The 23670-nt window shown below is 57.5% G+C and carries 24 protein-coding genes, 1 tRNA gene and 4 pseudogenes; 14 read left to right on the forward strand and 15 right to left on the reverse strand.

Annotated elements, in window-relative coordinates:
- Positions 1-3: 3 nt before the first annotated feature.
- Positions 4-684 carry a leucyl/phenylalanyl-tRNA--protein transferase gene (gene aat, locus BLU75_RS07470; RefSeq protein WP_084378040.1) on the reverse strand — a complete coding sequence of 227 codons (681 nt, stop codon included), beginning with the start codon at positions 682-684 and terminating at the stop codon, positions 4-6.
- Between the two features lie 532 nt (positions 685-1216).
- Here aat and BLU75_RS07480 point away from each other — a divergent pair.
- From BLU75_RS07480 to cysG, 6 genes are read left to right on the forward strand one after another with little or no spacing between them, the layout of a single operon-like run.
- Positions 1217-3625: a DNA translocase FtsK gene (locus tag BLU75_RS07480; protein ID WP_084378038.1), complete on the forward strand. Its 2409-nt coding sequence runs from the start codon at positions 1217-1219 to the stop codon at positions 3623-3625.
- A 59-nt stretch (positions 3626-3684) separates the two neighbouring features.
- Positions 3685-4308, forward strand: a complete 624-nt coding sequence (gene lolA / locus BLU75_RS07485) for an outer membrane lipoprotein periplasmic chaperone LolA (RefSeq protein ID WP_084378037.1) — start codon at positions 3685-3687, stop codon at positions 4306-4308.
- A gap of 27 nt (positions 4309-4335) precedes the next feature.
- The gene (locus BLU75_RS07490; RefSeq protein WP_084378036.1) at positions 4336-5661 is read left to right on the forward strand and encodes a replication-associated recombination protein A; all 1326 of its coding nucleotides are present in this window, start codon (positions 4336-4338) and stop codon (positions 5659-5661) included.
- Positions 5658-6032 carry a fluoride efflux transporter CrcB gene (gene crcB, locus BLU75_RS07495; RefSeq protein WP_084378035.1) on the forward strand — a complete coding sequence of 125 codons (375 nt, stop codon included), beginning with the start codon at positions 5658-5660 and terminating at the stop codon, positions 6030-6032. Before BLU75_RS07490 ends, crcB begins: the two co-directional genes overlap by 4 nt.
- 15 nt (positions 6033-6047) lie before the next feature.
- The gene (gene serS, locus BLU75_RS07500) at positions 6048-7328 is read left to right on the forward strand and encodes a serine--tRNA ligase (RefSeq protein WP_084378034.1); all 1281 of its coding nucleotides are present in this window, start codon (positions 6048-6050) and stop codon (positions 7326-7328) included.
- Complete coding sequence (gene cysG, locus BLU75_RS07505) at positions 7329-8723, forward strand: siroheme synthase CysG (protein ID WP_084378033.1); 1395 nt, start codon at positions 7329-7331, stop codon at positions 8721-8723.
- 118 nt (positions 8724-8841) lie between these two features.
- On the opposite strand, the gene BLU75_RS07510 is transcribed toward cysG, so the two are convergent.
- From BLU75_RS07510 to BLU75_RS07540, 7 genes are all read right to left on the reverse strand, one after another.
- Entirely contained in the window at positions 8842-9837 is a 996-nt protein-coding gene (locus tag BLU75_RS07510) for a glutathione S-transferase family protein (RefSeq protein WP_084378032.1), read from the reverse strand.
- Positions 9838-9924: 87 nt separating this feature from the next.
- Positions 9925-10926, reverse strand: coding sequence for a glycosyl transferase family protein (locus tag BLU75_RS07515; protein WP_084378031.1), 1002 nt, complete (start codon positions 10924-10926; stop codon positions 9925-9927).
- Positions 10923-11258 carry a TusE/DsrC/DsvC family sulfur relay protein gene (locus BLU75_RS07520; RefSeq protein WP_084378030.1) on the reverse strand — a complete coding sequence of 112 codons (336 nt, stop codon included), beginning with the start codon at positions 11256-11258 and terminating at the stop codon, positions 10923-10925. Before BLU75_RS07520 ends, BLU75_RS07515 begins: the two co-directional genes overlap by 4 nt.
- On the reverse strand, positions 11255-11548 hold the full coding sequence (gene tusB / locus BLU75_RS07525; RefSeq protein WP_084378029.1) for a sulfurtransferase complex subunit TusB: 294 nt from the start codon (positions 11546-11548) through the stop codon (positions 11255-11257). The genes BLU75_RS07520 and tusB overlap by 4 nt, the downstream gene beginning before the upstream one ends.
- A complete protein-coding gene (gene tusC / locus BLU75_RS07530; RefSeq protein WP_084378028.1) occupies positions 11548-11898 on the reverse strand; it encodes a sulfurtransferase complex subunit TusC in 351 nt (116 codons plus the stop codon). Before tusC ends, tusB begins: the two co-directional genes overlap by 1 nt.
- 1 nt (position 11899) lies before the next feature.
- Positions 11900-12292 (reverse strand): sulfurtransferase complex subunit TusD, encoded by a 393-nt coding sequence (tusD, locus tag BLU75_RS07535; protein ID WP_084378027.1) that lies wholly within the window; start codon positions 12290-12292, stop codon positions 11900-11902.
- An 88-nt stretch (positions 12293-12380) separates the two neighbouring features.
- A complete protein-coding gene (locus BLU75_RS07540; RefSeq protein WP_084378026.1) occupies positions 12381-13052 on the reverse strand; it encodes a Bax inhibitor-1/YccA family protein in 672 nt (223 codons plus the stop codon).
- Positions 13053-13204: 152 nt separating this feature from the next.
- On the opposite strand from BLU75_RS07540, the gene BLU75_RS07545 reads away from it, so the two are divergent.
- Positions 13205-13295, forward strand: a tRNA-Ser gene (locus tag BLU75_RS07545).
- 128 nt (positions 13296-13423) lie between these two features.
- Here BLU75_RS07545 and BLU75_RS28265 read toward each other — a convergent pair.
- Positions 13424-13543, reverse strand: a pseudogene (locus tag BLU75_RS28265) (integrase); the annotation flags it as partial.
- A 564-nt stretch (positions 13544-14107) separates the two neighbouring features.
- Here BLU75_RS28265 and BLU75_RS27190 point away from each other — a divergent pair.
- The 6 genes and pseudogenes from BLU75_RS27190 (at position 14108) to BLU75_RS28430 (ending at position 16278) form a co-directional block, all read left to right on the forward strand.
- A complete protein-coding gene (locus tag BLU75_RS27190) occupies positions 14108-14284 on the forward strand; it encodes a hypothetical protein (RefSeq protein ID WP_157720755.1) in 177 nt (58 codons plus the stop codon).
- A gap of 228 nt (positions 14285-14512) precedes the next feature.
- On the forward strand, positions 14513-14872 hold the full coding sequence (locus BLU75_RS07560) for a hypothetical protein (protein WP_084378024.1): 360 nt from the start codon (positions 14513-14515) through the stop codon (positions 14870-14872).
- 216 nt (positions 14873-15088) lie between these two features.
- Positions 15089-15190: pseudogene (locus tag BLU75_RS27195) on the forward strand (ATP-binding protein); the annotation flags it as partial.
- A gap of 41 nt (positions 15191-15231) precedes the next feature.
- Positions 15232-15359, forward strand: a pseudogene (locus tag BLU75_RS27730) (cell wall hydrolase); the annotation flags it as partial.
- On the forward strand, positions 15359-15838 hold the full coding sequence (locus BLU75_RS07570) for a DUF2514 domain-containing protein (RefSeq protein ID WP_084378023.1): 480 nt from the start codon (positions 15359-15361) through the stop codon (positions 15836-15838). The pseudogene BLU75_RS27730 and the gene BLU75_RS07570, both read left to right, overlap by 1 nt.
- A 158-nt stretch (positions 15839-15996) precedes the next feature.
- On the forward strand, positions 15997-16278 hold the full coding sequence (locus BLU75_RS28430; protein ID WP_197676950.1) for a lysis system i-spanin subunit Rz: 282 nt from the start codon (positions 15997-15999) through the stop codon (positions 16276-16278).
- Positions 16279-16657: 379 nt separating this feature from the next.
- Here BLU75_RS28430 and BLU75_RS07585 read toward each other — a convergent pair whose 3' ends face one another.
- The 3 genes and pseudogenes from BLU75_RS07585 to BLU75_RS27435 all read right to left on the reverse strand — a co-directional run bounded on the left by BLU75_RS07585 (position 16658) and on the right by BLU75_RS27435 (position 17799).
- A complete protein-coding gene (locus tag BLU75_RS07585) occupies positions 16658-16957 on the reverse strand; it encodes a hypothetical protein (RefSeq protein WP_084378021.1) in 300 nt (99 codons plus the stop codon).
- Between the two features lie 534 nt (positions 16958-17491).
- Positions 17492-17683 (reverse strand): annotated as a pseudogene (locus tag BLU75_RS28280) (SOS response-associated peptidase family protein); the annotation flags it as partial.
- On the reverse strand, positions 17662-17799 hold the full coding sequence (locus tag BLU75_RS27435; RefSeq protein ID WP_165447507.1) for a hypothetical protein: 138 nt from the start codon (positions 17797-17799) through the stop codon (positions 17662-17664). The gene BLU75_RS27435 and the pseudogene BLU75_RS28280, both read right to left, overlap by 22 nt.
- Before the next feature lie 366 nt (positions 17800-18165).
- Here BLU75_RS27435 and BLU75_RS27560 point away from each other — a divergent pair, with 366 nt between their 5' ends.
- Positions 18166-18354: a hypothetical protein gene (locus BLU75_RS27560; RefSeq protein ID WP_197676951.1), complete on the forward strand. Its 189-nt coding sequence runs from the start codon at positions 18166-18168 to the stop codon at positions 18352-18354.
- A 47-nt stretch (positions 18355-18401) separates the two neighbouring features.
- On the opposite strand, the gene BLU75_RS07600 is transcribed toward BLU75_RS27560, so the two are convergent.
- The 3 genes from BLU75_RS07600 to tssM are packed head-to-tail and all read right to left on the reverse strand — an operon-like array spanning position 18402 to position 23658.
- The gene (locus BLU75_RS07600; RefSeq protein WP_167413910.1) at positions 18402-19406 is read right to left on the reverse strand and encodes a serine/threonine-protein kinase; all 1005 of its coding nucleotides are present in this window, start codon (positions 19404-19406) and stop codon (positions 18402-18404) included.
- Positions 19403-20131 (reverse strand): PP2C family protein-serine/threonine phosphatase, encoded by a 729-nt coding sequence (locus BLU75_RS07605; RefSeq protein ID WP_084378019.1) that lies wholly within the window; start codon positions 20129-20131, stop codon positions 19403-19405. The genes BLU75_RS07600 and BLU75_RS07605 overlap by 4 nt, the downstream gene beginning before the upstream one ends.
- Positions 20131-23658 carry a type VI secretion system membrane subunit TssM gene (tssM, locus tag BLU75_RS07610; RefSeq protein ID WP_167413909.1) on the reverse strand — a complete coding sequence of 1176 codons (3528 nt, stop codon included), beginning with the start codon at positions 23656-23658 and terminating at the stop codon, positions 20131-20133. The genes BLU75_RS07605 and tssM overlap by 1 nt, the downstream gene beginning before the upstream one ends.
- Positions 23659-23670 lie beyond the last annotated feature (12 nt).

Here is a 23670-nt window from a genome sequence, read left to right on the forward strand (position 1 = left end):
CGCCTAAGAAACCCATGCTGCGTCGCTGGCCTGGTCCAGGTGGTCGCGCAAAAAACCGGCAAACACGTTGCGGGGTATGGCGCGGGCACCCAGGCTATGCAGATGGTCGGTGGGCATCTGGCAATCGATCAATACGAAGCCCCAGGCCTGTAATTGCCTGACCAGCGTTACGAAGCCGACTTTCGATGCGTTGTCGGCACGGCTGAACATGGATTCACCAAAAAACAATTGACCCATCGCCAGGCCGTACAAGCCGCCGACCAGTTCGTCCTGGTCCCAGACTTCAACAGAATGGGCGTAGCCGCGTTGATGCAGTTGCAGGTAGGCATTCTGCATCGCTTCGGTGATCCAGGTGCCGTCCGCATAGTTGCGGGGCGCGGCGCAGGCCTGGATCACGGTGGCGAAGTCCTGGTCGAACGTCACCTTGTAGCGCTGCTGGCGCAGTAACTTGCCCAGGCTGCGGGAGACATGCAGCTCGTTGGGGAACAATACCGTGCGCGGGTCGGGTGACCACCAGAGTATCGGCTGCCCCTCCGAAAACCAGGGAAAGCAGCCATGACGGTATGCCTGGATCAGTCGGTCGGCAGACAAGTCCCCGCCGGCCGCGAGCAGGCCGTTGGGTTCACGCATGGCTTTTTCCAGCGGTGGAAACGTGAGGGTATTGCGTTGTAACCAGGTGAGCATGGTATTCAGGCTTACGGAAGGGGAGGGCGGTGACAGGCCTGGGCCCATCGCGATATGCAGTGATTATTGTCGACCAGGCGCGGCGCGGCCAGCGTCATCGCACAATCAGCGCGCCGATGCGTGAGCGGGTGTGTCTGCAACTCTGTGGCGGGGGCGTGGTCGTAATCGCGTCATATCATCGTCCATTGGGCGGATGACGAGAGGTGATCCTCGGCAAAGCTTGTCCAGTCTGATAAAAACAGGGCATAAGCCTTTGTCAGCAAAGACAATGCATGCTCAAATTGAAATACCTGAAAAATGCGCTTGGCTATCTTGTGCAGAGCAAGGCCGCGGCGTGGCAACGGGTACACAAACCCGTACAATGGCTGCGCTGGATCCTTGTATGCAGGCGTTACCGCCATTCATGATTCAGTTACAGAGTGTTAAAAGGAGTGTTGATGACGCTCGTTCATTTTTCAACTGTCCGGATTGGGCAGTATTTTCGCAGTCATTCAACAGTTGGACGCGCTAAAGGCGCAGGAAAAGACCAGTTTTGAAGAAATCCGCCGCAGCACCTAAAACAGCAGTAGTTCCGGCATGGCGCCAGCATCTGCACTATCGGCTCAAGGAAGGCGCGCTGATTGCCATCGGTGCGTTATGCCTGTTCCTGATGATGGCCTTGCTCACCTATGGCAAGGATGATCCGGGCTGGAGCCATAACAGCAAGATCGATGATGTGCAGAACTTCGGCGGGCCCGTGGGCTCCTACAGCGCCGATATCCTGTTCATGATCCTCGGCTATTTCGCCTATATCTTCCCGCTGTTGCTGGCTATCAAGACCTGGCAGATCTTCCGTCAGCGTCATGAGCCGTGGCAGTGGAGCGGCTGGCTGTTCTCCTGGCGCTTGATCGGCCTGGTTTTCCTGATCCTGTCTGGCGCCGCGTTGGCGCATATCCATTTTCATGCACCCACCGGATTGCCGGCGGGTGCGGGCGGGGCCTTGGGTGAAAGCCTGGGTGACCTGGCCCGCAGGGCAATGAACATTCAGGGCAGCACCTTGATGTTCATCGCATTGTTCCTGTTTGGCTTGACGGTCTTTACTGATTTGTCCTGGTTTAAGGTCATGGACGTGACCGGCAAGATCACCCTCGACCTGTTCGAGCTGTTCCAGACCGCCGCCAACCGCTGGTGGTCGGCGCGGGTGGAGCGCAAGCGCATGGTTGCGCAGTTGCGTGAAGTCGATAGCCGTGTGAACGAAGTCGTGGCGCCGAGTACGCCGGATCGTCGCGAACAGGCCAAGGTCAAGGAGCGGCTGATCGAGCGTGAGCAGGCCCTGACCAAGCACATGACGGATCGCGAGAAACAAGTGCCACCGGTGATCGCCCCGGCGCCGGCCAAGGCACCCGAACCAAGCCATCGTGTACAGAAGGAAAAGCAGGCGCCATTGTTCATCGATAGCGCGGTTGAAGGCACCTTGCCACCGATTTCGATCCTCGACCCTGCGGAAAAGAAACAGCTCAACTATTCTCCGGAATCGTTGGCAGCGGTTGGCCATCTGCTGGAAATCAAGCTCAAGGAATTTGGCGTCGAAGTCTCGGTGGACTCGATTCACCCCGGTCCCGTGATTACCCGTTACGAAATCCAGCCGGCCGCCGGCGTCAAGGTCAGCCGCATCTCCAACCTGGCCAAAGACCTGGCGCGGTCGCTGGCCGTGACCAGCGTGCGCGTGGTGGAAGTGATCCCTGGCAAGACCACGGTCGGCATCGAGATTCCAAATGAAGATCGACAGATCGTGCGCTTCTCCGAAGTGCTTTCGACGCCTGAGTACGACAACTTCAAGTCTCCGGTCACCTTGGCATTGGGCCATGACATCGGCGGCAAGCCCGTCATCACCGACCTGGCGAAAATGCCGCACTTGCTGGTGGCCGGTACGACCGGTTCCGGTAAGTCGGTGGGTGTGAACGCGATGATCCTGTCGATCCTGTTCAAGTCTGGCCCGGAAGACGCCAAGCTGATCATGATTGACCCGAAAATGCTCGAACTGTCCATCTACGAAGGCATTCCGCACCTGCTGTGCCCGGTGGTGACGGACATGAAGGACGCCGCCAACGCCCTGCGCTGGAGCGTCGCCGAGATGGAGCGCCGCTACAAGCTGATGGCGAAGATGGGAGTGCGTAACCTGTCCGGCTTCAATGCCAAGGTCAAGGAAGCGCAGGACGCCGGCACGCCGTTGACCGATCCGCTGTACAAGCGCGAAAACATTCACGATGAAGCGCCGCTGCTGAGCAAGCTGCCGACCATTGTCGTGGTGGTCGATGAATTTGCCGACATGATGATGATCGTCGGCAAGAAGGTCGAGGAACTGATCGCGCGCATCGCGCAAAAAGCCCGTGCGGCCGGTATTCACTTGATTCTGGCGACCCAGCGGCCGTCGGTGGATGTGATCACCGGTCTGATCAAGGCCAACATTCCGACCCGCATGGCGTTCCAGGTATCGAGCAAGATCGACTCCCGGACCATCATCGACCAAGGCGGTGCCGAACAACTGCTGGGCCACGGCGACATGTTGTACATGCCACCGGGCACCAGCCTGCCGATTCGTGTTCACGGTGCCTTTGTATCCGACGATGAAGTGCATCGGGTGGTGGAAGCCTGGAAGATGCGCGGAGCTCCGGAGTACAACGACGACATCCTCAACGGTGTCGAAGAGGCTGGCAGCGGCTTTGAAGGCGGCAGTGGCGGTGGCGATGACGATGCTGAAACCGACGCGCTGTACGACGAGGCTGTGGCGTTCGTGCTGGAAAGCCGCCGTGCCTCGATTTCTGCGGTGCAGCGTAAACTGAAAATCGGCTACAACCGCGCCGCCCGCATGATCGAAGCCATGGAAATGGCCGGCGTCGTGACCGCCATGAATACCAACGGCTCGCGCGAAGTCATCGCTCCAGGGCAGATGCGCGACTGACTCACGTGCCGCGTGGCAACACGCGGCACGCCCTTCACACGAATTTTATGAGGACTCTCATGCGCCTTATCCGCATGCTGTTGTTGCCCGCACTGGCCCTGACCACGGTTACCGCGCACGCCGATCCGGCGTCTGTCGCGAGCCTGACCAATCTGTTGGACAAATCCAAGACGCTGACGGCGAATTTTTCCCAGATGACCCTGGACGGTAGCGGCACCCAATTGCAGGAAACCGCTGGCGAAATGGCGGTACAGCGTCCGGGCCTTTTCTTCTGGAAAACCGCCGAGCCGAATGAGCAGACCATCGTCTCTGACGGCAAGAAAGTCACTTTGTGGGACCCGGACCTGGAACAAGCGACCATCAAGACCCTTGACCCGCGCCTGAGCCAGACGCCGGCATTGCTGTTGTCGGGTGATGTGTCGCAGATCAGCGAAAGTTTCGACATCACGTCCAAGCAACAAAGCGGTGTGATCGACTTCACCCTCAAGCCCAAGTCCAAGGACACGCTGTTCGACACCCTGCGTCTGTCATTTCGTAACGGCGTGATCAACGACATGCAATTGATCGACAGCATCGGCCAGCGCACCAATATCCTATTCACTGGCGTCAAGGCTAACCAGCCGGTCCCCGCTTCCACGTTCAAGTTCGACGTCCCCAAGGGTGCCGACGTGATCCAGGAATAAACTGCTTAGAGGTTTCAAACGCTGCCCATGGACCTGTTTCGAAGTGACCCGATTGCCCAGCCTTTGGCAGCGCGCCTGCGCTCGACGAATCTGGAAGAATATGTCGGGCAAGAGCACTTGCTCGCTCGCGGTAAGCCCCTGCGCGAAGCCCTGGAGCAGGGTGCCCTGCATTCGATGATTTTCTGGGGGCCGCCAGGCGTGGGCAAGACCACCCTGGCCCGGCTGCTGGCGAAAGTCTCTGACGCGCACTTTGAAACGGTCTCGGCGGTGCTGGCTGGCGTGAAGGAGATCCGCCAGGCGGTTGAAGTTGCCAAGCAGCAGGCGGGTCAGTACGGCAAGCGCACGATTCTGTTCGTCGACGAAGTGCACCGCTTCAACAAGTCGCAGCAGGATGCGTTCCTGCCTTATGTGGAAGACGGCACGCTGATATTTATTGGCGCGACCACCGAAAACCCGTCCTTTGAGTTGAACAACGCCTTGCTGTCCCGGGCGCGAGTCTATGTGCTCAAGAGCCTTGACGAAGCAGCGATGCAAAAGTTGCTGCAGCGTGCGCTTACCGAAGACAAAGGATTGGGCAAGCGCCAGTTGAGCCTGAGTGAGGAAGGTTTCAAGATTCTGCTCACGGCCGCCGATGGCGATGGTCGGCGTTTTCTCAATCTGCTGGAGAATGCCTCCGACCTGGCCGAGGATGGCGGGGAAATCGGTGTCGACCTGCTGCAAAGTTTGCTGGGCGATACCCGTCGGCGTTTTGATAAGGGCGGTGAAGCGTTCTACGATCAGATCTCCGCGTTGCACAAGTCAGTGCGCGGTTCCAACCCGGACGGTGCGTTGTACTGGTTTGCACGCATGATCGACGGTGGCTGCGACCCGTTGTACCTGGCACGACGTGTGGTGCGCATGGCCAGCGAAGATATCGGCAACGCCGATCCCCGAGCCTTGAGCCTGTGCCTGGCGGCCTGGGAGGTGCAGGAACGACTGGGCAGTCCGGAAGGCGAGTTGGCGGTGGCCCAGGCCATCACGTATCTGGCCTGCGCGCCGAAAAGCAACGCGGTGTACATGGGCTTCAAGTCGGCATTGCGTGCCGCCGCCGAGCACGGTTCGCTGGAAGTGCCGCTGCATCTGCGCAATGCGCCGACCAAGCTGATGAAACAGTTGGGTTATGGTGACGAATACCGTTATGCCCATGACGAGCCGGATGCCTATGCCGCCGGTGAGGACTATTTTCCAGAGGCGCTCGAGCCCCAGCCGTTCTATCAGCCGGTGCCGCGCGGCCTGGAGTTGAAGATCGGTGAAAAGCTCAATCATCTGGCCGCACTCGACCGTTTGAGCCCCCGGCAGCGGAGAAAATCATGATTCCCTTGGTCGTTGCTGTCTCGGTGGGCGGTGTTGCGGGTACGCTATTGCGTTTTGCGACGGGCAATTGGGTTAACGCCAATTGGCCGAAACACTTCTATACCGCGACGCTGGCCGTTAATATCGTGGGCTGCCTGCTGATCGGCATGTTATACGGCCTGTTTTTGTTACGCCCGGAGGTGCCTGTGGAGGTGCGTGCCGGGTTGTTGGTGGGCTTCCTTGGCGGCTTGACCACTTTTTCATCCTTTTCACTGGATACCGTGCGCCTGCTGGAAAGCGGGCAAGTGCCGCTGGCTATAGGCTACGCGGCCATCAGTGTATTCGGCGGGCTGCTCGCCACCTGGGCCGGCCTGTCCCTGACCAAACTTTGATAACGAGAGACCGACATGCTCGATTCCAAACTGTTACGTAGCAACCTTCAGGACGTAGCGGACCGCCTCGCATCCCGTGGCTTTGCCTTGGATGTTGCACGCATCGAAGCGCTGGAAGAACAGCGCAAGACCGTCCAGACCCGCACCGAAGCACTGCAGGCTGAGCGGAATGCGCGCTCCAAATCCATCGGTCAGGCCAAGCAGCGCGGTGAAGACATCGCACCGTTGATGGCAGACGTCGAGCGCATGGCGGGCGAGCTGGCCTCAGGCAAAGTCGAACTGGACGCGATCCAGACCGAGCTGGATTCGATCTTGCTGGGTATTCCCAACCTGCCCCATGAATCCGTGCCGGTTGGCGCAGATGAAGACGGTAACGTGGAAGTGCGCCGTTGGGGCACGCCGAAGGCTTTTGATTTCGAGATCAAGGACCATGTCGCCCTGGGCGAACTGAGTGGTGGCCTGGATTTCGAGACCGCAGCCAAGCTGTCTGGCGCCCGTTTTGCCTTGCTGCGTGGTCCGATTGCTCGTCTGCACCGCGCCCTGGCGCAGTTCATGATCAACCTGCACACCGGCGAACACGGCTACGAAGAAGCCTGGACCCCATACCTGGTGCAGGCACCGGCGTTGATGGGCACCAGCCAGTTGCCGAAGTTCGAAGAGGACTTGTTCAAGATCAGCCGCGATGGCGAAGCCGATTTGTACCTGATCCCGACGGCTGAAGTGTCGCTGACCAATATCGTTGCCGGTGAAATTCTCGACGCCAAGCAATTGCCGTTGAAGTTCGTCGCTCACACGCCGTGCTTCCGCAGTGAAGCCGGTGCTTCCGGCCGGGATACTCGCGGGATGATTCGTCAGCACCAGTTCGACAAGGTCGAGATGGTGCAGGTGGTCGAACCGTCGACCTCGATGGAGGCGCTGGAAGGCCTGACCGCCAATGCCGAGCGGGTCCTGCAATTGCTGGAGCTGCCATACCGCGTACTGGCACTTTGCACCGGTGACATGGGTTTCAGCGCGGTGAAAACCTACGACCTGGAAGTATGGGTGCCGAGCCAGGACAAATACCGCGAGATTTCGTCGTGCTCCAACTGCGGTGACTTCCAGGCCCGCCGCATGCAGGCGCGTTTCCGTAACCCGGAAACCGGTAAGCCGGAACTGGTCCATACCCTTAACGGCTCCGGCCTGGCCGTAGGCCGTACCTTGGTGGCGGTGCTGGAAAACTATCAGCAGGCCGACGGTTCGATCCGCGTTCCTGAAGTGCTCAAGCCTTACATGGCTGGCGTTGAGGTCATCGGCTAAATGGAATTTCTGCCGCTGTTTCATAACCTGCGCGGCAGCCGTGTATTAGTCGTCGGTGGCGGGGAAATTGCGTTGCGCAAATCCCGGCTACTGGCCGATGCCGGCGCGTTGTTGCGGGTGGTTGCTCCGCAGATCGAGGATCAGTTGCGTGAACTGGTAGCGAACAGTGGCGGTGAGCTGATTGTGCGCGGCTATCAGGCGTCAGACCTGGATGGCTGCGTGCTGATTATTGCCGCGACCGACGATGAACCGCTGAACGCTCAGGTGTCCAACGATGCACGACGTCGTTGCGTGCCGGTCAACGTGGTGGATGCGCCCGCACTGTGTAGCGTGATCTTTCCGGCGATTGTCGACCGTTCTCCGTTGGTGATTGCGGTCTCCAGTGGTGGCGACGCGCCGGTGTTGGCGCGGTTGATTCGCGCCAAGCTGGAAACCTGGATTCCGTCGACGTACGGCCAGTTGGCTGGATTGGCGGCGCGCTTTCGCCATCAGGTCAAAGGCTTGTTTCCGGACGTACAGCAACGTCGGGCGTTCTGGGAAGAGGTTTTCCAGGGCCCGATTGCCGATCGACAACTGGCCGGGCAGGGCGATGAAGCCGAGCGTTTGCTGGTGGAGAAGATCAATGGCGCGCCGCCCCATGCGCCGGGCGAGGTGTATCTGGTCGGTGCAGGCCCTGGTGATCCGGACTTGCTGACCTTTCGTGCCCTGCGTTTGATGCAGCAGGCCGATGTGGTGTTGTACGACCGTCTGGTGGCGCCCGCGATTCTTGAGCTGTGCCGTCGTGATGCCGAGCGCGTGTACGTCGGCAAGCGTCGGGCCGAGCATGCGGTGCCGCAGGATCAGATCAACCAGCAACTGGTGGATTTGGCCAAGCAGGGCAAGCGTGTGCTGCGTCTCAAAGGCGGCGATCCGTTCATTTTCGGGCGTGGTGGCGAAGAGATCGAAGAGCTGGCGGCACATGGCATTCCGTTCCAAGTGGTGCCGGGCATTACCGCGGCCAGTGGCTGTGCGGCCTATGCCGGTATTCCCCTGACTCACCGCGACCATGCGCAATCGGTGCGTTTCATCACCGGGCACTTGAAGAACGGCACGTCGGATTTACCCTGGAGTGATCTGGTAGCGCCGTCACAAACCCTGGTGTTCTACATGGGATTGATTGGACTGCCGATCATCTGCGAGCAACTGATCAAGCATGGTCGTTCCGCGGATACCCCGGCCGCATTGATCCAGCAAGGCACCACGTCCAACCAGCGGGTGTTTACCGGCACCCTGGCTGACCTGCCGCGATTGGTGGCGGAGCATGAGGTTCATGCGCCGACATTGGTCATCGTGGGAGAAGTGGTGCAGCTGCGTGAGCAACTGAAGTGGTTTGAAGGGGCTCAATCCCAGGTCTGATCCGCAGGAGCCAGCTTGCTCGCGAAAAACCTCAACGATAATGCAGCGGTCTGGTGCTTAACGCGGCGTTCTCGAGTTTCTCGCAAACAAGCTTGCTCCACCAGGATCAAGGGCCTGTTCAGTTCCATACACCTTCGCTGACCAGCTTCTGCCGATCATGCTGGGTATCAAAGTTTGGTAGCGGCCCTTTCGGCACAATCCCTGTCGGATTGATTGTCTGGTGGCTGGCGTAGTAATGCCCTTTGATGTGAGCAAAATCCACGGTCTCGGCCACGCCTGGCCATTGATACAGTTCGCGCAACCAGTTGGATAAGTTCGGATAATCCGCAATCCGTCGCAAATTGCACTTGAAGTGACTGTAATACACCGCGTCAAAGCGAATCAGTGTAGTGAAAAGGCGTACATCGGCCTCGGTCAGGTACGCGCCAGCCAAATAGCGATTATCACTCAAGTGGCGTTCCAACCAGTCCAGTTCGGCAAACACTTCATCGAACGCCGTTTCGTAAGCCTGTTGCGAAGTGGCAAAGCCTGCACGGTAGACACCATTGTTTACCGCCGGGTAAATCCGTTCGTTCAACGCATCGATCTTGGGGCGTAGCGTCTCAGGATAGAAGTCGAGCGTATTCCCCGTCAGCTCGTTAAACGCGCTGTTGAACATCCGGATGATCTCCGCCGATTCATTGCTGACAATTCGCTTCAACTGTTTGTCCCACAGCACGGGCACGGTGACCCGACCGGTGTAATCGACAGTGTCGGCGGTGTAGCGCTGGTGCATGTAGGTGAAATCGTCGAGCGCATCACCACTGGAACCGTGGGCCTTGTCGAACGTCCAGCCGTTTTCCCGCATCAACCAACTGACCACCGACACGTCGATCAGATCTTCCAGGCCTTTGAGTGTGCGCAGTATCAGTGTGCGATGAGCCCAGGGACAGGCAAGGGAAACATAGAGGTGATAGCGTCCGGCTTCGGCAGCGAAACCGCCATCTCCGGTCGGGCCGGGTCGACCATCGACAGTGACCCAGTTACGGCGTTGCGCCTGCTCCCGCTGGAAGGCGCCATCTGCGCTATTTTCGTACCACTGGTCATGCCAGCGTCCTTCGATCAGCAAACCCATGACTAACTCCTTGGCTTATAAGCGTTGGAGTCAGTCTAATCATCTGAGTTCGAAGAAATAGCGCAAAGGCTGGGGGTGAATTATCGATTAAATCGATTTGTTCCGCGCATCCCAGTACTGTCTGGCCTGTTCAAAGGCCTGTTCCCTCGGCTGGCCAAGACCGCGCAGCGCCAAGGCCATGGTGGCAATCAACGCCAATTGCGGATAGCTGTCCTGCACTTCGCCACGCCAAACGGCCTTCAAGTGCTCAGGGTCGAGTACTGCTGGCTTGACGTGGCGCTGGGTGGAGAGGGCAGGCCACTCTTCGTCCCAACTGGCGCCGCCGCGGGTGCCATACAAGTGGCTGAGGGTGTCGGGATTGATCTCAATCTCGCCACCGTCGCCCTTGATCACGATGGCAGTGTCACCGAGCAGGCCGCTGGCATCGCGGTGTACGCCCTGGTAGCCGGGGTGAAAGATACTTTGCAGGCCGCAACGCGCGTTCAGCGGGTTGAGGATGCGTGCCAGGGAATGGATCGGTGAGCGCAGGCCCAAGGTGTTGCGCAGATCAATCATGCGCTGCAGTTGCGGTGCCCAGTCACCCAGTGGCATGAACGCAAGGTTACCCTGTTCAAGCGCCGTCTCGACATGCTGCCAGTTCCGGCACAACGGAATCTGTAGTCCTTCCAGCAACTGCTCGGTGTAGAGCCGACCAGCGGTATGCGCGCCGCCACCGTGCATGAAAATACGCACGCCGTTCTGTGCCAGGCACTTGGCGGCCAGCAAGTACCACGGCAGGTGGCGTTTCTTACCGGCGTAGGTAGGCCAATCCAGATCAATGTTCAGCACCGGAGCGTCGAGGCGCGCGCGCACGGCCTCGGTGAAGCCCGCGAGCTCTTCCGGGCTTTCCTCCTTGTGGCGCAGCAGCATCAGGAACGCGCCGAGTTGGGTGTCTTCGACCTGTTCATCGAGCAGCATGCCCATGGCCTCCCGCGCTTCTTCGCGGGTCAGGCTGCGGGCGCCGCGCTTGCCTTTACCGAGAATGCGCACGAACGGCGCGAACGGGTGTTCGGAAGGTGTTTCGGTCATCAACGGGGCAAAGTCGGTCATAAGCAATTCGTCGGCCTGGGCAGGCCCGCCAGCTTGGCGGCGAGTTTGGCGGGAGTGCCGTTGAACAGTCGGTTGAGGTGCAGGCTGTTACCCTTTTCCGGGCCCAGCTTCAAGGCGGTGTACTTGATCAGCGGGCGGGTGGCGGGTGACAACTGGAATTCCTGATAGAAGCCCCGGAGCAGCTCGAGGATTTCCCAGTGCTCGGGCGTCAGTTCCAGGGCTTCAACTGCAGCCAGGGCATGTGCCACATCCGTCGACCACTGATTCAGATCAACCAGATAGCCGTCCTTGTCCAGCGCCAGGGTTTGTTCACCTACGGTCAAGGTGTTCATAGCCAGGTGTTGACCTTGTCATGCTCGATCGACAACTGGACAAACGCCGGATAGTCGACAGCGCATGCCCAGTCGGGCACCTGCAGGCCACGAGCCTGGCTATCTTCGGTAAGTACAAAGACGTTCAGGGGCTTGGCTTGCAAGGCCCTGAACGCTGAGCAGCCGGCTTGCAGGGCGTATGTCGCGTCTCCGCACAGCAAGACCGCATCTTGCGCGCCACACAGGCGCAGGCAGCTGTCCAGCCGGCTGTCGGTAAAAGGAGAATGGGATAATACGTGCAAGGTCGACATCAGAAGGTCATCACCTGGTCGTAACGCTCAAACATTTGGGAAATCTGTTCACTGCTCAGCGGCTGCACGCTGCCAGGCGAAGCCAGCCCGCGTTCGGCAAGGCTCTTGCTGCAAGCGAAAACCTCATCAATACCGAACAGAGACAGCGCTTGAAGATTGGCGCTCAGGTCTTTCTGCTGGATGGCTTTGGCGTCCTGGCCCGTGGCCAGTTGAAACACCCCGTCATCCAGAAACAACAGGCCAATCGGCAAATCAAATGCGCCGCCGGCCAGCACGACATCCAGTGCTTCGCGTGCGCCCGGTCCGGACCACGGAGCCTGGCGGCTGATTATCAGCAGGGATTTAGACACGTCAGGGCCCTCCAAAGCAGATCAGGCGGTCGGCGTCCTGGATTGCATCGTGCAATTGTCCAAGACCAGACAGCGTCCAAGGGGCGTCCAGATTGACCGCGCTGCGTTGGTAGCGCGAAGCCTCTTCGTTGTCCAGCACCCCACGGCGCAATGCGGCAGCGATGCACACCACGCCGTCCAGCTGATGCGTGCTGACAAAGGCTCGCCATTGTTGAGCTATATCCTGCTCGTCCTGTGGTGTCACCACCGAGTTGGACGCGCTGTAGACGCCATCCTGATAGAAAAACAACCGCACGATCTCATGCCCACCAGCCAGCGCTGCCTGAGCGAAGAGCAGGGCGCGGCGCGAGGAGGGCGCATGGGCGGCGGAAAAAAGCGCAATCGCGAACTTCATGGAACACTCTGTAGGCAAACCTGGGCCAATGATAAAGCCGCAGACAACAAAAAGCCCGCCGAAGCGGGCTTTTTGCATGAGGTTGCGATTAGTCGTCGCGGCTCATGATGCCGAAGATCTGCAACAAGCTGATAAACAGGTTGTAGATCGATACATACAGGCTGATGGTAGCCATGATGTAGTTACGCTCGCCGCCATGAATGATGGCGCTGGTCTGGAACAAAATGCAGGCCGAGGAGAACAGCACAAAACCCGCACTGATCGCCAGTTGCAGGCCGCTGATCTGGAAGAACAGGCTTGCCAGTACGGCCGCCAGCAACACGAAGAAGCCAGCAGTGATGAAGCCGCCGAGGAAGCTCATGTCCTTACGGCTGATCAGCACATAAGCCGACAGACCACCAAACACCAACGCAGTCATCGCAAATGCCGAGCTGACCACTTCCGCGCCGCCCTGCATGCCCAGGTACCGGTTAAGGATAGGGCCCAGCAAGAATCCCATGAAACCCGTCAGGGCAAACGCCGACACCAGGCCCCAGGCCGAATCGCGCAGTTTGTTGGTAAGGAAAAACAGACCGTAGAAACCGATCAGCACCACGAAGATATTCGGGTAGCCGACGCGCAGCTGTTGTGCCACATACGCCATCACGCCGCTAAACGCGAGGGTGAGAGCGAGCAAGCCGTATGTATTGCGCAGGACGCGGCTAACCTCTAGCTGCTCAGCCTGCACGTTGCTATTAACTGCGTAATCCTGTTCGCGCATGGCGACACTCCTTCAGTTTTGAAACGTTCAGTCGCAAAGATCATAACAGACGCTCTGTAACAAGCCATGCACAGAGTTTGACAGTGTGTTTCATTCGGGTATTATGGCGCCCGCTGAGACAGGATGGGCTACTATAATCCTGTGTTGCACAAGGGAAATTGGCAGAGTGGTTGAATGCACCGGTCTTGAAAACCGGCGAACGTTAATAGCGTTCCCAGGGTTCGAATCCCTGGTTTCCCGCCAAGATTCAAACGAAAGCCCCGCGATTGCGGGGCTTTTGTGTTTTTGGGGTTCAACAATTATTATCGTTAAGCGGTAGATGGTTTCCGCATCTTTTCATGCGGTTTCCGCAACTTATTGCAAGTTGGGTGTCAGCGCGTCGGTTTCACGATCTCTCCAACGCGCCTGTAAACCGTCTCGGTGATGCGCTTGTCGGTATGCCCCAGCAGGCGGCTTGCATCGCCCAGGTCTAGGATCTCACTGGCAGCTTTAAGCAGTGGGCAATACATCCCGATATGCCACCACTTCCGATCCGTGATCCACATGCAGCCCTGCACTTGCACTCGGGCATCACCGTCCCGATGGACCCATCAGCAAACTCAACCACCGCAACGGTGTAGTTGCCGGGGCCGGATTCAAACTCTTCGTACTCACAACCCCACTGATGAAAGCGGGCTTCGCGAAGGTCTTTATTACCGACCTTTTTGTTGGCTTCCCATTTCGGGGCCATCGTCATTACTGGGCGCATTGCTGATTCCTCACTGTTGGCTCACCTGCATTCGTCACCACTCATGCCTCCCGCGGGTTGCCGATGGGCGCAGGGGTGAGTGCTGGCGTAATAGAGGCGGGGAAGGGGGCGCTTGCTGTCTTGGGCTTTTCGAGTTGCCCTGTTTCACAACTGAATTATTGAGCTGATTTGCAGTCCAAAAACCCAGCCCTTACTTGTTATCAGGACGTTGAAATGAAGCGCGCAGTAATTATGCTTTTGACCCTCTCTGGGTCTCTCCTGCTGGGTGGATGCGTGCCTAATTGGGACGACAGAGGAGGGTACGGTCGTGATCGTGACAGGGACCATGATCACGGTCGCAGATACGATCGTAGATATGACGATGACCATGGTCGCTACCGTAGAGATGATGATCGTGATGACCGACGATATGCTCGCAAATATGGTCGTGACCGTGACCGTCACGACGATGACCGCGATGATAGGGATGACTGAAGATCTATAGATTCGAAGCGGGGTATCGCCCGCATCGGATATCGCTCGAATCCCTCCGAGTGTTGCCCGTCTACGCCGCGACAAAATCCGCTCAGGCTCGGGACAAGGTGGCCACCCTGCTATCACGATGGAGGGCCGAGCGATATCCGATACAGCCTGCGCTTCGGCACGCAGGTGACAGTGCTAACCCTTGTCTGGCTGGAGTAACATATTCAATCTCATGTTCCAGTGAGCCGTTATGAAAAACAGACCACCTCTCCCGATTGTTGCTGTTGCAATTGCTTACTTCTTCTACCTCGTCTGGCAGATGGTTACTGAATTCATGCCAGTCACTGCAGGCCGCTTTGCGGTTTCAGTGGCCTTGTTCTTCTTCGTTTTCAGAGGAAGTAGAGCCGCCGGTAATACCCTCGCCTTCTTGTGTGCTGTAAGTGCAGTTATGCTTTTGGTTTCTACCGTTGCGAGCATCAAGGAAAACGTCAAAGAAGCAATCGCGCTAACTGTTTTCGCTGTCTCCCTGTTAGCGTTCGCTGCCTATGTATTTTTTAGTCCTAAGGTTCGTGCGTTTCAGCGTAATGCTGTCGTTCTCCAAAAATCCTAGAGCTTGAGGGAAGGGCCGTCCGCTTCACCAAAGCTGGACTGCTCATTGTCTTGCCTGCTGCTGCTTTCCCAATGCACCCGTGCAACCAGGTGCATCAGTGAAATTCCCGCCGTGACCCGCAAACACCTGGCGTCGGTTCCCGGCTTGAATTAAATGCACCCGGTCTCGCTACTGGCGTCAGACCGGGTTTATTACGTCAGCGGTGTGGCCCGTTGCCCGCTGGATATTGGCGAGCGCTGCATCGATCGTTTGCGGGAGGGCGGAGTGATCGTCATTCCGTTCGAGTGGGAATCGCAGCGCGGCAAGGAGGGCTTCTGATGAAGCGAGCAAACCCAGCACAGCTACGCCAATCCCTTTAGGTACCAGATCCAACCGGCGGCGCGACACACTATTACGCAACCACGATGCCGAGCCCCCGACCTGGGCGTCGAAGGCCACGCAAACCCTGCGTCTCGGGCATCACGTTTTCTTCAAGGATGTGCCGTGATGACGCCGGTGCAGAAGTTGGCCGTGCTGCTGGTGGCGATGATCATGGCCTTCGGCGCCGCGTGGCAGGTTCAGGGCTGGCGCTACGAGAAGCGGTTGGCAGAGCGTGATGCCGCCCAGGCGTTCGACACTGCCGAGGCTGGGCGCCTGGCCCTTGAAGAAGAGCAGCGCCGTCAGTCGGCAGTGAATAAGGTAGGAAACGATGCGCGAGCAGAGATCAAAGCTGCAACTGATGATGCGAGTACTGCTGACGCTGCTGGTGACAGGTTGCACGTCGAAACCAGCAAGTTTGCCGCAACCGCGTGCGGCGATCCCGGAGCTGCCCAGCGAGGCGCGTCAGCCACCCGCGCCGCCATGGTGCTCTCCGAACTGCTCAAGCGGGCTGACAAAAGAGCGGGAGAGCTGGCGGCGGCTTATGACCGATCCAGAATAGCTGGGCTGGCATGCGAGCAGAGTTATATAGGGGTCACATCTCAATAGTAGGAATGGTCACTTCGCCGCAATGTATGAGCTGACCAGCTGTTATTTGTAGTCTATCCGTTGGCTTTGCAGCGTACCCAGCGAAGAAGCCGGCGGCGACTAGCGCAATATACAAAGCATAGTTTTTCAAGATCATGGTGGTGATCGCTAAATGATTGATGTGGAAGCATGTAGCACTGACTATCAACGAAAAAAAAGGTTCCGAGAGCAATGCCGCGGACGATTCTGTTCGCCGGCTGCGCATCGCGGGAGGTTGTCGTGTCGATACCGACCGCCTGTCCAGCTCCACCAGCACCACCGGCCTGGGCAATGCAGAAACCGTCGAACTCACTCCAACTGCTGGACGAACTGTTTTCGATATCAGGGCAGGGATCATTGCCGACCAAGCAGCCTTGAGGGCGACGCAGATGTATATTAGGGATGTCTGCCAGCAACCTTAGGAGGCCCGGGTTTCGCTTTGTCTTTTTGCGGACAGCTCTTTTTGACGGTTCCTCTTATCCAGTTGGTAGCCCAACCAGAGTGTGGCCATACCGAAAACAACCAGTAGTGCTATCTGATATATGGGCACTATTTTCTCTCTGAAAAAATTAGACGTATAGAAAGATTTGGTTGCATCGTGCAATATTTTGCCGAAGCGCTCAGGTGCGTGACGAGTGAGCGGCGATTTGATGGTGGGCTGATCAGGACTTAAAGAAAAGAAAGACATGCAAGCAGGCCATGGTGGCCTGCTGCAGTAAAATTCAGGAGTAGCGAGAGCAATAGTGTTTTTTGTTTTTGCGGATTTTCAGGTTGCTACTCTATTGTGTTGATTTATTGTTTTTAAGATGCGCTTCGGCAGCTCTCGCAGCGCCATCCCTTATAACTTTCGGCTTTCTCAAGCGCTGCAACCAAATCACGACCTCCTATACTATTTTGGCAGTTGTTATGTTTTTTATCTGGTTCTTTTATCCCCTCGCATTGTTTTTTCAGGAAGGGGCTTACCACCGCCTGCTGCCTTGAAGAAAGCGCTCTAAATCCCTTGTCTACGGCTAGCTGGGCGAAGCTTTGTACGCTCGGTTTTTCACCTTGAAATGCGTTCTGCGCGATAAGGGCCGAGAAAATCTCTCGCTCAATAGTCATTCGTTAATCCTTTGTTCAATCAACAAATTTGCTCATGTTTTTTCTTATTCTGAGCAATGCGAAAGCATACGTTACCATTGGGTGTCGTTTTATTGAACTGGGTTTCCATCCAGCTATAAAAGGCAAGGTTTCTCATTTTTGGTCAGTAAATGTTGGTTTCTTGGTGTTTAGAATATTTCAATAGGTCTTTGTAGCAATTTGTTTCTTTTTGGAGGGGATGAAGAAGTTTCGCTTTGCACTTTAATGAGGTTCTGCGCCGTGGGAAGCTCCTGTCTTTCGCGTTAAATTTAAGGATGACGGTACCGCTTATGAGCTTCTATAAAGTTCCGCGATTCCCTACTCCGGGCGGTCGATAAAATTTGCACGACTGGTACTTTTTGCGAAGCGACTATACTGCCTTGACTAACTAACAAGAGTGCGAAACTCTCTAATCTCCACAGAAGAGGTGATGCGTTTGTGGCTAGAGGCTGAGCCTCTGGTCGAGTCGGTTCGGGAGTGCCAACAGAAAGTCCTAAGCGACGAGGGCGCTACTCATCATTGAATCCGATGGATCAGCTCAGGCCCTTTGTTCTGCACATTTCCCACAACCATATCGACCTTGAATCACTCGAAAGCCTCGGCCGGTTCGCCCTGGTGCAACACCATCTGCTCCGCACGCTCTTTGGGCGTAGCTGGATCCAGCCATTCCCGGGCAAGTTCCGGTGTCAGCACGACTGGGCGCCGATCTCGGCACCACCATGCTGCTCGACCCATTTGGTCAGCTCCATGATGGCGGCTTCAAGGGCGGGCTGGTTTTCGTTGATCTTGGACAGCAGGGAAGGGAGTAAATCTGAGTTGGGCATTGATGTTCTTCCGTGGAGTAAACAGCGTAGCAGTTGGTTTTCTTGATGGGGTTGTGATCGGTCGGCAGAACGCCGGGGGAGGGGGGTGAAAACAGTTCCAAAACCAAAGGCGCACCCCTTGTAGAATGCGGTCTCCAGCCCTGTCATTTTCTCTGAGTAATGGAACTCTTTGTGTTTTTGGGGACAATGTGGCCAACGAAGCAGGGAGCGACCCCTCAGCGTTAAAAGTCTCGCTTCCCGACGCTCATTGCTGAGATTCAGAAGTACGTCGCTGGCAACATCGACAATCGACCGGAGTCCGCTCATCAAGTAAGAGTGTCTGCTCATAAAAAGAACCGCAGCCTCCGAGAACGAATGGAAGCGGTTATGCAGAAGCGCGATCATCTTGCCAGCCTTCTGACCGAAGCTAACGCCACCATTCCTGAGTTGTTTGATCGTGTTGCCGAATTGGAACTGATGCTTCCCAGCTCTAACGTTGTGCCACTGGGGGGGGCGGAAGAAAGATCAGACGTGAGTATTTGCTTTCTGCGCCTGATAAAGCTATCAGCGCGATAAAATCAACAGCATTTTCTCAGTCAGTTTCCGGTCGGCGAAAACACACATCAGGTGCGCCGACGAATCAATCGTTGCAGCCAGGACGAAGTGGCGGCGAAAACGTCACGCAATTGTTTGGCAGTGATCGCTCGATCCGCTACGTCGAAAGCCAGTGCCGTTCGCAGGGCTGGCCAGCAGTGTTTTGGTAAGTTCTTAGGTGCTCGCAGTTTGCGCTCCAGATGCTCATTACGGGCCTGCGTCGAGGGCAAGCGACGGAACGGGGGCTTGCCTCCCGCTAGCTCGTAGATCACACAAGCCACACCGTACACATCGGCACTGGCCGATAGCGCTTTGCCCTCGAGCAGTTCTGGTGCCGCGTAGCCCGGCGTCCAGCCGTTGAAGCGCTCGCGGCTCAGGTGCGGCAGACCGGGCAGGATGCCTTTCTCCGCTTGGCCGAGACCGAAGTCAAACAGACGAACGCCTTCTTCGCTGAGCATCACGTTGCTCGGCTTCATATCACCATGCAGCACGCCGCGAGCATGGGAGTAGGACAGTGCGTCGAGCAGTGGTAGCGCGATATCACGTAACTCCTCCCACGGCAGGCCCATGGGACGCTCGCAGAGTAAGTTATCCAGGGTCAGGCCACGCATGAGTTCCATGGTGACGAATGCTCGCCGGCAGTCAGTGTCCACCTCAAAGGTGTGCAAACGCAGCACGTTGTCGTGGCGCAGGCGCCGGGCCAGGGCGAACTCGTTGTAGAGCAACGCACTGGCGTCCGGCGACTCGGCAAATTCTTCGCTAAGAACCTTCAGCGCGACGTAAGGGTCGGGATCGCCGAACTGTTCGCTCAGCAAGTCCCGTGCACGGTAAACCGCACCCATGCCACCGGCACCGAGCAGGCGCTCGATGCGATAACGGCCTGCCAGCACATCGGGTATTTCACCGATGCTGGCCTTAGTTGGTGCCAGAGCGGCTTTAACCTTGTACGACTTTGCGAACGCAAAATAGGTCAGGTTGCTGTCCTGCTCTTTACTCTCCAGCAGGTCGCCGATCGATTGCATGTGTTCAGTCATTGGCGGATCACTACAGCTGTCAGGTTGTCCCGAGCCGAGCCACACAGTGCGCCGTCAAACAAACGCTCCAGTGCAACCTGCGGCACGGCCAGGCTCAAGGCATTGCCGAGGGCATCGCTGCCAAGTCCCTGGTACAGACCATCACTGCAGAGCAAAAACGCATCGCCGGGATACACCTCAAGCTCCAATACATCCAGGGCCAATTGCTCGGCCGCCCCGACCGCGCGGGTCAGGGCATGCGCTGCGGGATGATGCTTGGCCTGTTCGACGCTCATTTGTTGTTCGTCAATTAGTTGTTGTTGCAGAGAATGGTCCTTGGACAGTTGATACAAACGCTGGCCACGCCACATGTAGCAGCGACTATCGCCGGCCCAGATGCAGGCCGCGCGACTGCCTTCTATCAGCAGGACCACCACGGTACTGCCCATGATGCTGTCGTGACGTCCAGCAGTGACCGTCAACTCCTGACCCAAGCGGCGGTTGAGCCAGTGCAGGCACTGGCGAATGCCTGTGAGTCGTTCGTTGAAATCACCCTGTACCGGCAAGTCCGCCAGGCTGGCGACGATCAACTGGCTGGCGATATCGCCCCCCTGATGACCGCCCATTCCGTCCGCAACCACCCATAAACCCTGCTGTGGAGCGTCCAGGAAAGCATCTTCGTTGCGCGCCCGAACCTTGCCGGCATCGGTGCGGGCGGCACTGCGCCAGGGGCTGGTCAACAGCATCAGAGCTGTACTGGCATGCGGAAGGTACGCAATACGCCCATGTCGAACGGGTTTGGCGTGCGCTGGCTGGTTAGTAAGTAGTTGGCGCGTAGACCCCCTACGTCAGCCTTGAGCACCAGCACGTCACGGCCGGTCAGGTATTCGGTTTGCATCAAATCAAACAGACGGAATAGCGACCACGGGCCAGTGTTCTTCTCGATACCCAGCGGGCGGCCGACCATTTTGTCGAGCACCAGGCTGGTACGCCCGTCTTCAGCGTCGGTTGGCCATTTGAATGACATCGGCACTATGGGGCCATGACGGTATTCGATGGTCTTGTCGCCAAACTTGAACGCGGAACGGCTGACAACCGGGTCGAGGGTGTAAGGTTCCAGTTTGAACTGCACCTGAGGCTCGGCCGGGTTGTCGGCAAAGAAGCTCTGGCGGATCACGAACGCGGCGGCCATCTGATCCAGGTAGACCTTGGAAATCGGCAGACTGTGACCATCGACGCTGCGCATGCGGTAGTTACCCGGATCACCGCTGACAAACGGACGCATGTACGTCTCGAAGAAGCGATCGTTGATGCCCTGGGCCTTGAAGAACTCGCGGAAGTCGCTGATCGCAACGTCGCTGGTGCTGTGGGCGCTGAACGGGTAACGCTTGTTGATCGCTTTGCCGTAGAAGCTGTACAGCTCACTCTGATAGCGCTGATTCAGATATCGATAAGAATCGCTGAGTACCAGACGCCAGGTATCTTCAGCCAATACGTTGAACCACACACTCACCGGACGCGGTAGACGGTCCGACGCATTGCGCAGGTTGCTCAGAGCATCACGCTGGCCACCCATGCGGGTCTTGGCCATTTCGAACGCGGCTTGCTCTGGCGAACTGGCACGGGCCAGGCTGGCCATCTGCATTTGCAGGTCGTTGAGGGCGGTCAGGGCTGGGGTCAGGTCAGCGGTTGGGCCGTTGTTGTCATCCAGCAAGCGGTGCAGCGACTCAAAGCGACTTTGTAGGGACTTCTTCGCGGTATCCGGCAGCTTTTTCACCAAGGCGTCAGACGCCTTACCCGCTGCAGCGACCGCCAGTTTTCCGAGCTTACCGCCCTTGTCTGCCAGTTTCGCTGCCGTATCGGCGGCGTCATCTGCCGTGTCAGCGACCATTGGGAACCGCGTGTTTTCACGCACTTCCACTAGTAGTTGCAGGATCGGCGAATTAGCAGATGTCAGGCCCGCCAATTGCTCGGCGCCGTCACTAAAGTCGTTGATGGCCGGCAGCGCGATCCGGCCCACCGCTTCACCCCAGTAGTTGGCGTAGTCGCGAAAATACAGCTGCTCGAGTTCGACCATCAGGCGACGTAAGTCCATACCACTGATACCTGAGCTTTCACCCAGTACCCAGTTGTCACTCAGGATATCGGTGACCAGCATCGAGCCCTTAACCGAAAAATACTGTTGATAGCCCTGTTGGGTGTAGAACCCCGGGATCACGTAATCGGTGCCAACAAACAGCGACCCCTGTGGACCAAGATGTTGGCTAAAACGGTATTCCGGCAGGTTACGAGCCTGCTCGCGCAGCATCCGATATACCACGTTAGCCAGGGACTCACTGCGTAAAACCTGACGCGCCTGAGCCACCAACTGATCATTAAGCGGATAGATAAACGGCTGTTTTAGCAAGCGCTCGAAGTGGCTGTTCAAGCCGTTTTGCACAGTGGTGTTGCCGGTGTAACGCTGGGACCATTCGGTGGCAACCCAGTCCTTGAGCCATGGCCCGTCGCGGCGATCCTTCATATTCAGCATCAGGTACGCACGCAGGCTGTTGAGCAGGCGCTCGCGGTCTTTCATGTTGGCGCGAATCTGCCCTTCGAGCAGTGTCGCGATCCGTGGCAATAGCAGCCCTTCAAGCTCGCGTTCATAGGTGTTCTTTACCACTGGATCAACGTCTTCACCCTGATACAGGCCGCCGCGCTCGTGGTAACCTACATCACCTTTTTTCGGGAACACCTGAGTCGCCGAAAAGCTAGTGTCTAGGGGTTTGAGTACTGCCATGGAATCATCACTGGTGGTGAGGGCCGAGCGCTGCTGGGTCCAGGTTTGTGCCAGGTTGCGCAGGTTTTCCAGGCGCTCGTAATTCGCGGAGAAACCGCCCGCCCAGAGCATGCCAAAAAGTGCCAGTGCGGCCAATGCGCCCACGTACAGCGCCCGCTGGCCCCAGTGGATGCGATTGCGTTCACGTTTGTCCGCGCCTGCAAGATCGGCTTCGGGGAAAATTACCCGGCTGAGCAAATGGTGGATGAAACGCGAACGCCCGCTACGTAGCGTGGGCAACACGCCGGCCTTCATGCCCAGGTTGGCGCCGATGCTGGCGGTGGTTGCGTCCATCTCCGTAGTCAGATGCGGTGCGCTGGTCAGGTAAAAACCGCGCAGTTGGCTGACACGCTGGTAGCGGTTGCCGGTGAATGCCATATCGACGAACAGGCACAGACGCTCGCCGATTTGCCCCAGTTGATGCGGGAAGTCGAGGATGCGGCCACGGCGTTGGGTATCACGCTCTTGGTGCATGCGCATGATCACCTGGCTGTTGAGGCGATGCAGCAATGCTTCGAACTCAGTGCGTAGCACGGTCACATCAGTGCCGCTCTGATCCTTGCGGAAAGTGGTACCGAGCACCTGATCGCTTTCTTCGCGAGTCAATTGGTCGAAGAACTCATCAAAACCGAGCAGGCGATCAGCCTTGCTCAATACAAGGTAAACCGGCACATCGACGTGCAACTTTTGATGCACGTCTTGCAAGCGCGTACGCACCTGGCGGGCCAGGGCTTCAAGCGCCTGTTCACTGTCACCCAACAGGGTTTCCACCGGGATGGTCACCAGTACACCGTTCAGCGGACGATTGCGGCGACGCTTGCGCAGCAGGCCGAGCAACGTGCTCCAGGCACTGCCATCGACGTCGGCATCCGGCTGGGTCAAGTAACGGCCAGCGGTGTCGATCAGCACGCCGTGGTCGGCGAAGTACCAGTCACAATGACGGGTACCAAGGGTGTCGCGGGTCAGCTTGCGATCAATCTTGTTGATCGGAAACTCAAGCCCTGAGAAGTCCAGTAAGCTGGTTTTGCCGCTGCCCTGCGGACCAATCAGCAGGTACCACGGCAAATCACTGCGCCAGCGTTCGCTACGACCGCGATACAGGCTCGACGTCTTCAGGGTTTTCAGCGCGTCTTTGAAGCGTGCCTTCAGTTCCTTCTGCTCTTCGTCGATCTGTTCATCCCGGCGTATTCGATCCTGGCCGTCCTCGCTCTCTTCCACCGCTTTTTTGCGCACCCCCGCGCGCCAACTGACAAAGACCATGGTCAAGCCCCAAATCAGGAACAGCGCGCTAATGGTCAGCAAACGGGAGGTCGAGCCTTCCCAGAACTTGTAGTCGTCAACGGCTAGCAGGGGCCCGACGAACCACACCAGCAGCGCGACAAACAGCACCAATAGCAGCGTCCAGACCCAGGTTTTGCGCAAGAATGTGCCGACTTTCTTGAAAAACTTTTTCATTACACGTTCCTG

This window comes from Pseudomonas mucidolens (assembly GCF_900106045.1).
GTDB classification, from domain to species: domain Bacteria; phylum Pseudomonadota; class Gammaproteobacteria; order Pseudomonadales; family Pseudomonadaceae; genus Aquipseudomonas; species Aquipseudomonas mucidolens.

Bases quoted from the DNA above. Each gene is read 5' to 3' on its own strand.
- aat (WP_084378040.1), bottom strand. From the start codon at position 684: ATGCTCACCTGGTTACAACGCAATACCCTCACGTTTCCACCGCTGGAA.
- lolA (WP_084378037.1), top strand. From the start codon at position 3,685: ATGCGCCTTATCCGCATGCTGTTGTTGCCCGCACTGGCCCTGACCACG.
- BLU75_RS07490 (WP_084378036.1), top strand. From the start codon at position 4,336: ATGGACCTGTTTCGAAGTGACCCGATTGCCCAGCCTTTGGCAGCGCGC.
- crcB (WP_084378035.1), top strand. From the start codon at position 5,658: ATGATTCCCTTGGTCGTTGCTGTCTCGGTGGGCGGTGTTGCGGGTACG.
- serS (WP_084378034.1), top strand. From the start codon at position 6,048: ATGCTCGATTCCAAACTGTTACGTAGCAACCTTCAGGACGTAGCGGAC.
- cysG (WP_084378033.1), top strand. From the start codon at position 7,329: ATGGAATTTCTGCCGCTGTTTCATAACCTGCGCGGCAGCCGTGTATTA.
- BLU75_RS07510 (WP_084378032.1), bottom strand. From the start codon at position 9,837: ATGGGTTTGCTGATCGAAGGACGCTGGCATGACCAGTGGTACGAAAAT.
- BLU75_RS07515 (WP_084378031.1), bottom strand. From the start codon at position 10,926: ATGACCGACTTTGCCCCGTTGATGACCGAAACACCTTCCGAACACCCG.
- BLU75_RS07520 (WP_084378030.1), bottom strand. From the start codon at position 11,258: ATGAACACCTTGACCGTAGGTGAACAAACCCTGGCGCTGGACAAGGAC.
- tusB (WP_084378029.1), bottom strand. From the start codon at position 11,548: ATGTCGACCTTGCACGTATTATCCCATTCTCCTTTTACCGACAGCCGG.
- tusD (WP_084378027.1), bottom strand. From the start codon at position 12,292: ATGAAGTTCGCGATTGCGCTTTTTTCCGCCGCCCATGCGCCCTCCTCG.
- BLU75_RS07540 (WP_084378026.1), bottom strand. From the start codon at position 13,052: ATGCGCGAACAGGATTACGCAGTTAATAGCAACGTGCAGGCTGAGCAG.
- BLU75_RS07560 (WP_084378024.1), top strand. From the start codon at position 14,513: ATGAAAAACAGACCACCTCTCCCGATTGTTGCTGTTGCAATTGCTTAC.
- BLU75_RS07570 (WP_084378023.1), top strand. From the start codon at position 15,359: ATGACGCCGGTGCAGAAGTTGGCCGTGCTGCTGGTGGCGATGATCATG.
- BLU75_RS28430 (WP_197676950.1), top strand. From the start codon at position 15,997: ATGTGGAAGCATGTAGCACTGACTATCAACGAAAAAAAAGGTTCCGAG.
- BLU75_RS07585 (WP_084378021.1), bottom strand. From the start codon at position 16,957: ATGACTATTGAGCGAGAGATTTTCTCGGCCCTTATCGCGCAGAACGCA.
- BLU75_RS27435 (WP_165447507.1), bottom strand. From the start codon at position 17,799: ATGCCCAACTCAGATTTACTCCCTTCCCTGCTGTCCAAGATCAACGAA.
- BLU75_RS27560 (WP_197676951.1), top strand. From the start codon at position 18,166: ATGCAGAAGCGCGATCATCTTGCCAGCCTTCTGACCGAAGCTAACGCC.
- BLU75_RS07600 (WP_167413910.1), bottom strand. From the start codon at position 19,406: ATGACTGAACACATGCAATCGATCGGCGACCTGCTGGAGAGTAAAGAG.
- BLU75_RS07605 (WP_084378019.1), bottom strand. From the start codon at position 20,131: ATGCTGTTGACCAGCCCCTGGCGCAGTGCCGCCCGCACCGATGCCGGC.
- tssM (WP_167413909.1), bottom strand. From the start codon at position 23,658: ATGAAAAAGTTTTTCAAGAAAGTCGGCACATTCTTGCGCAAAACCTGG.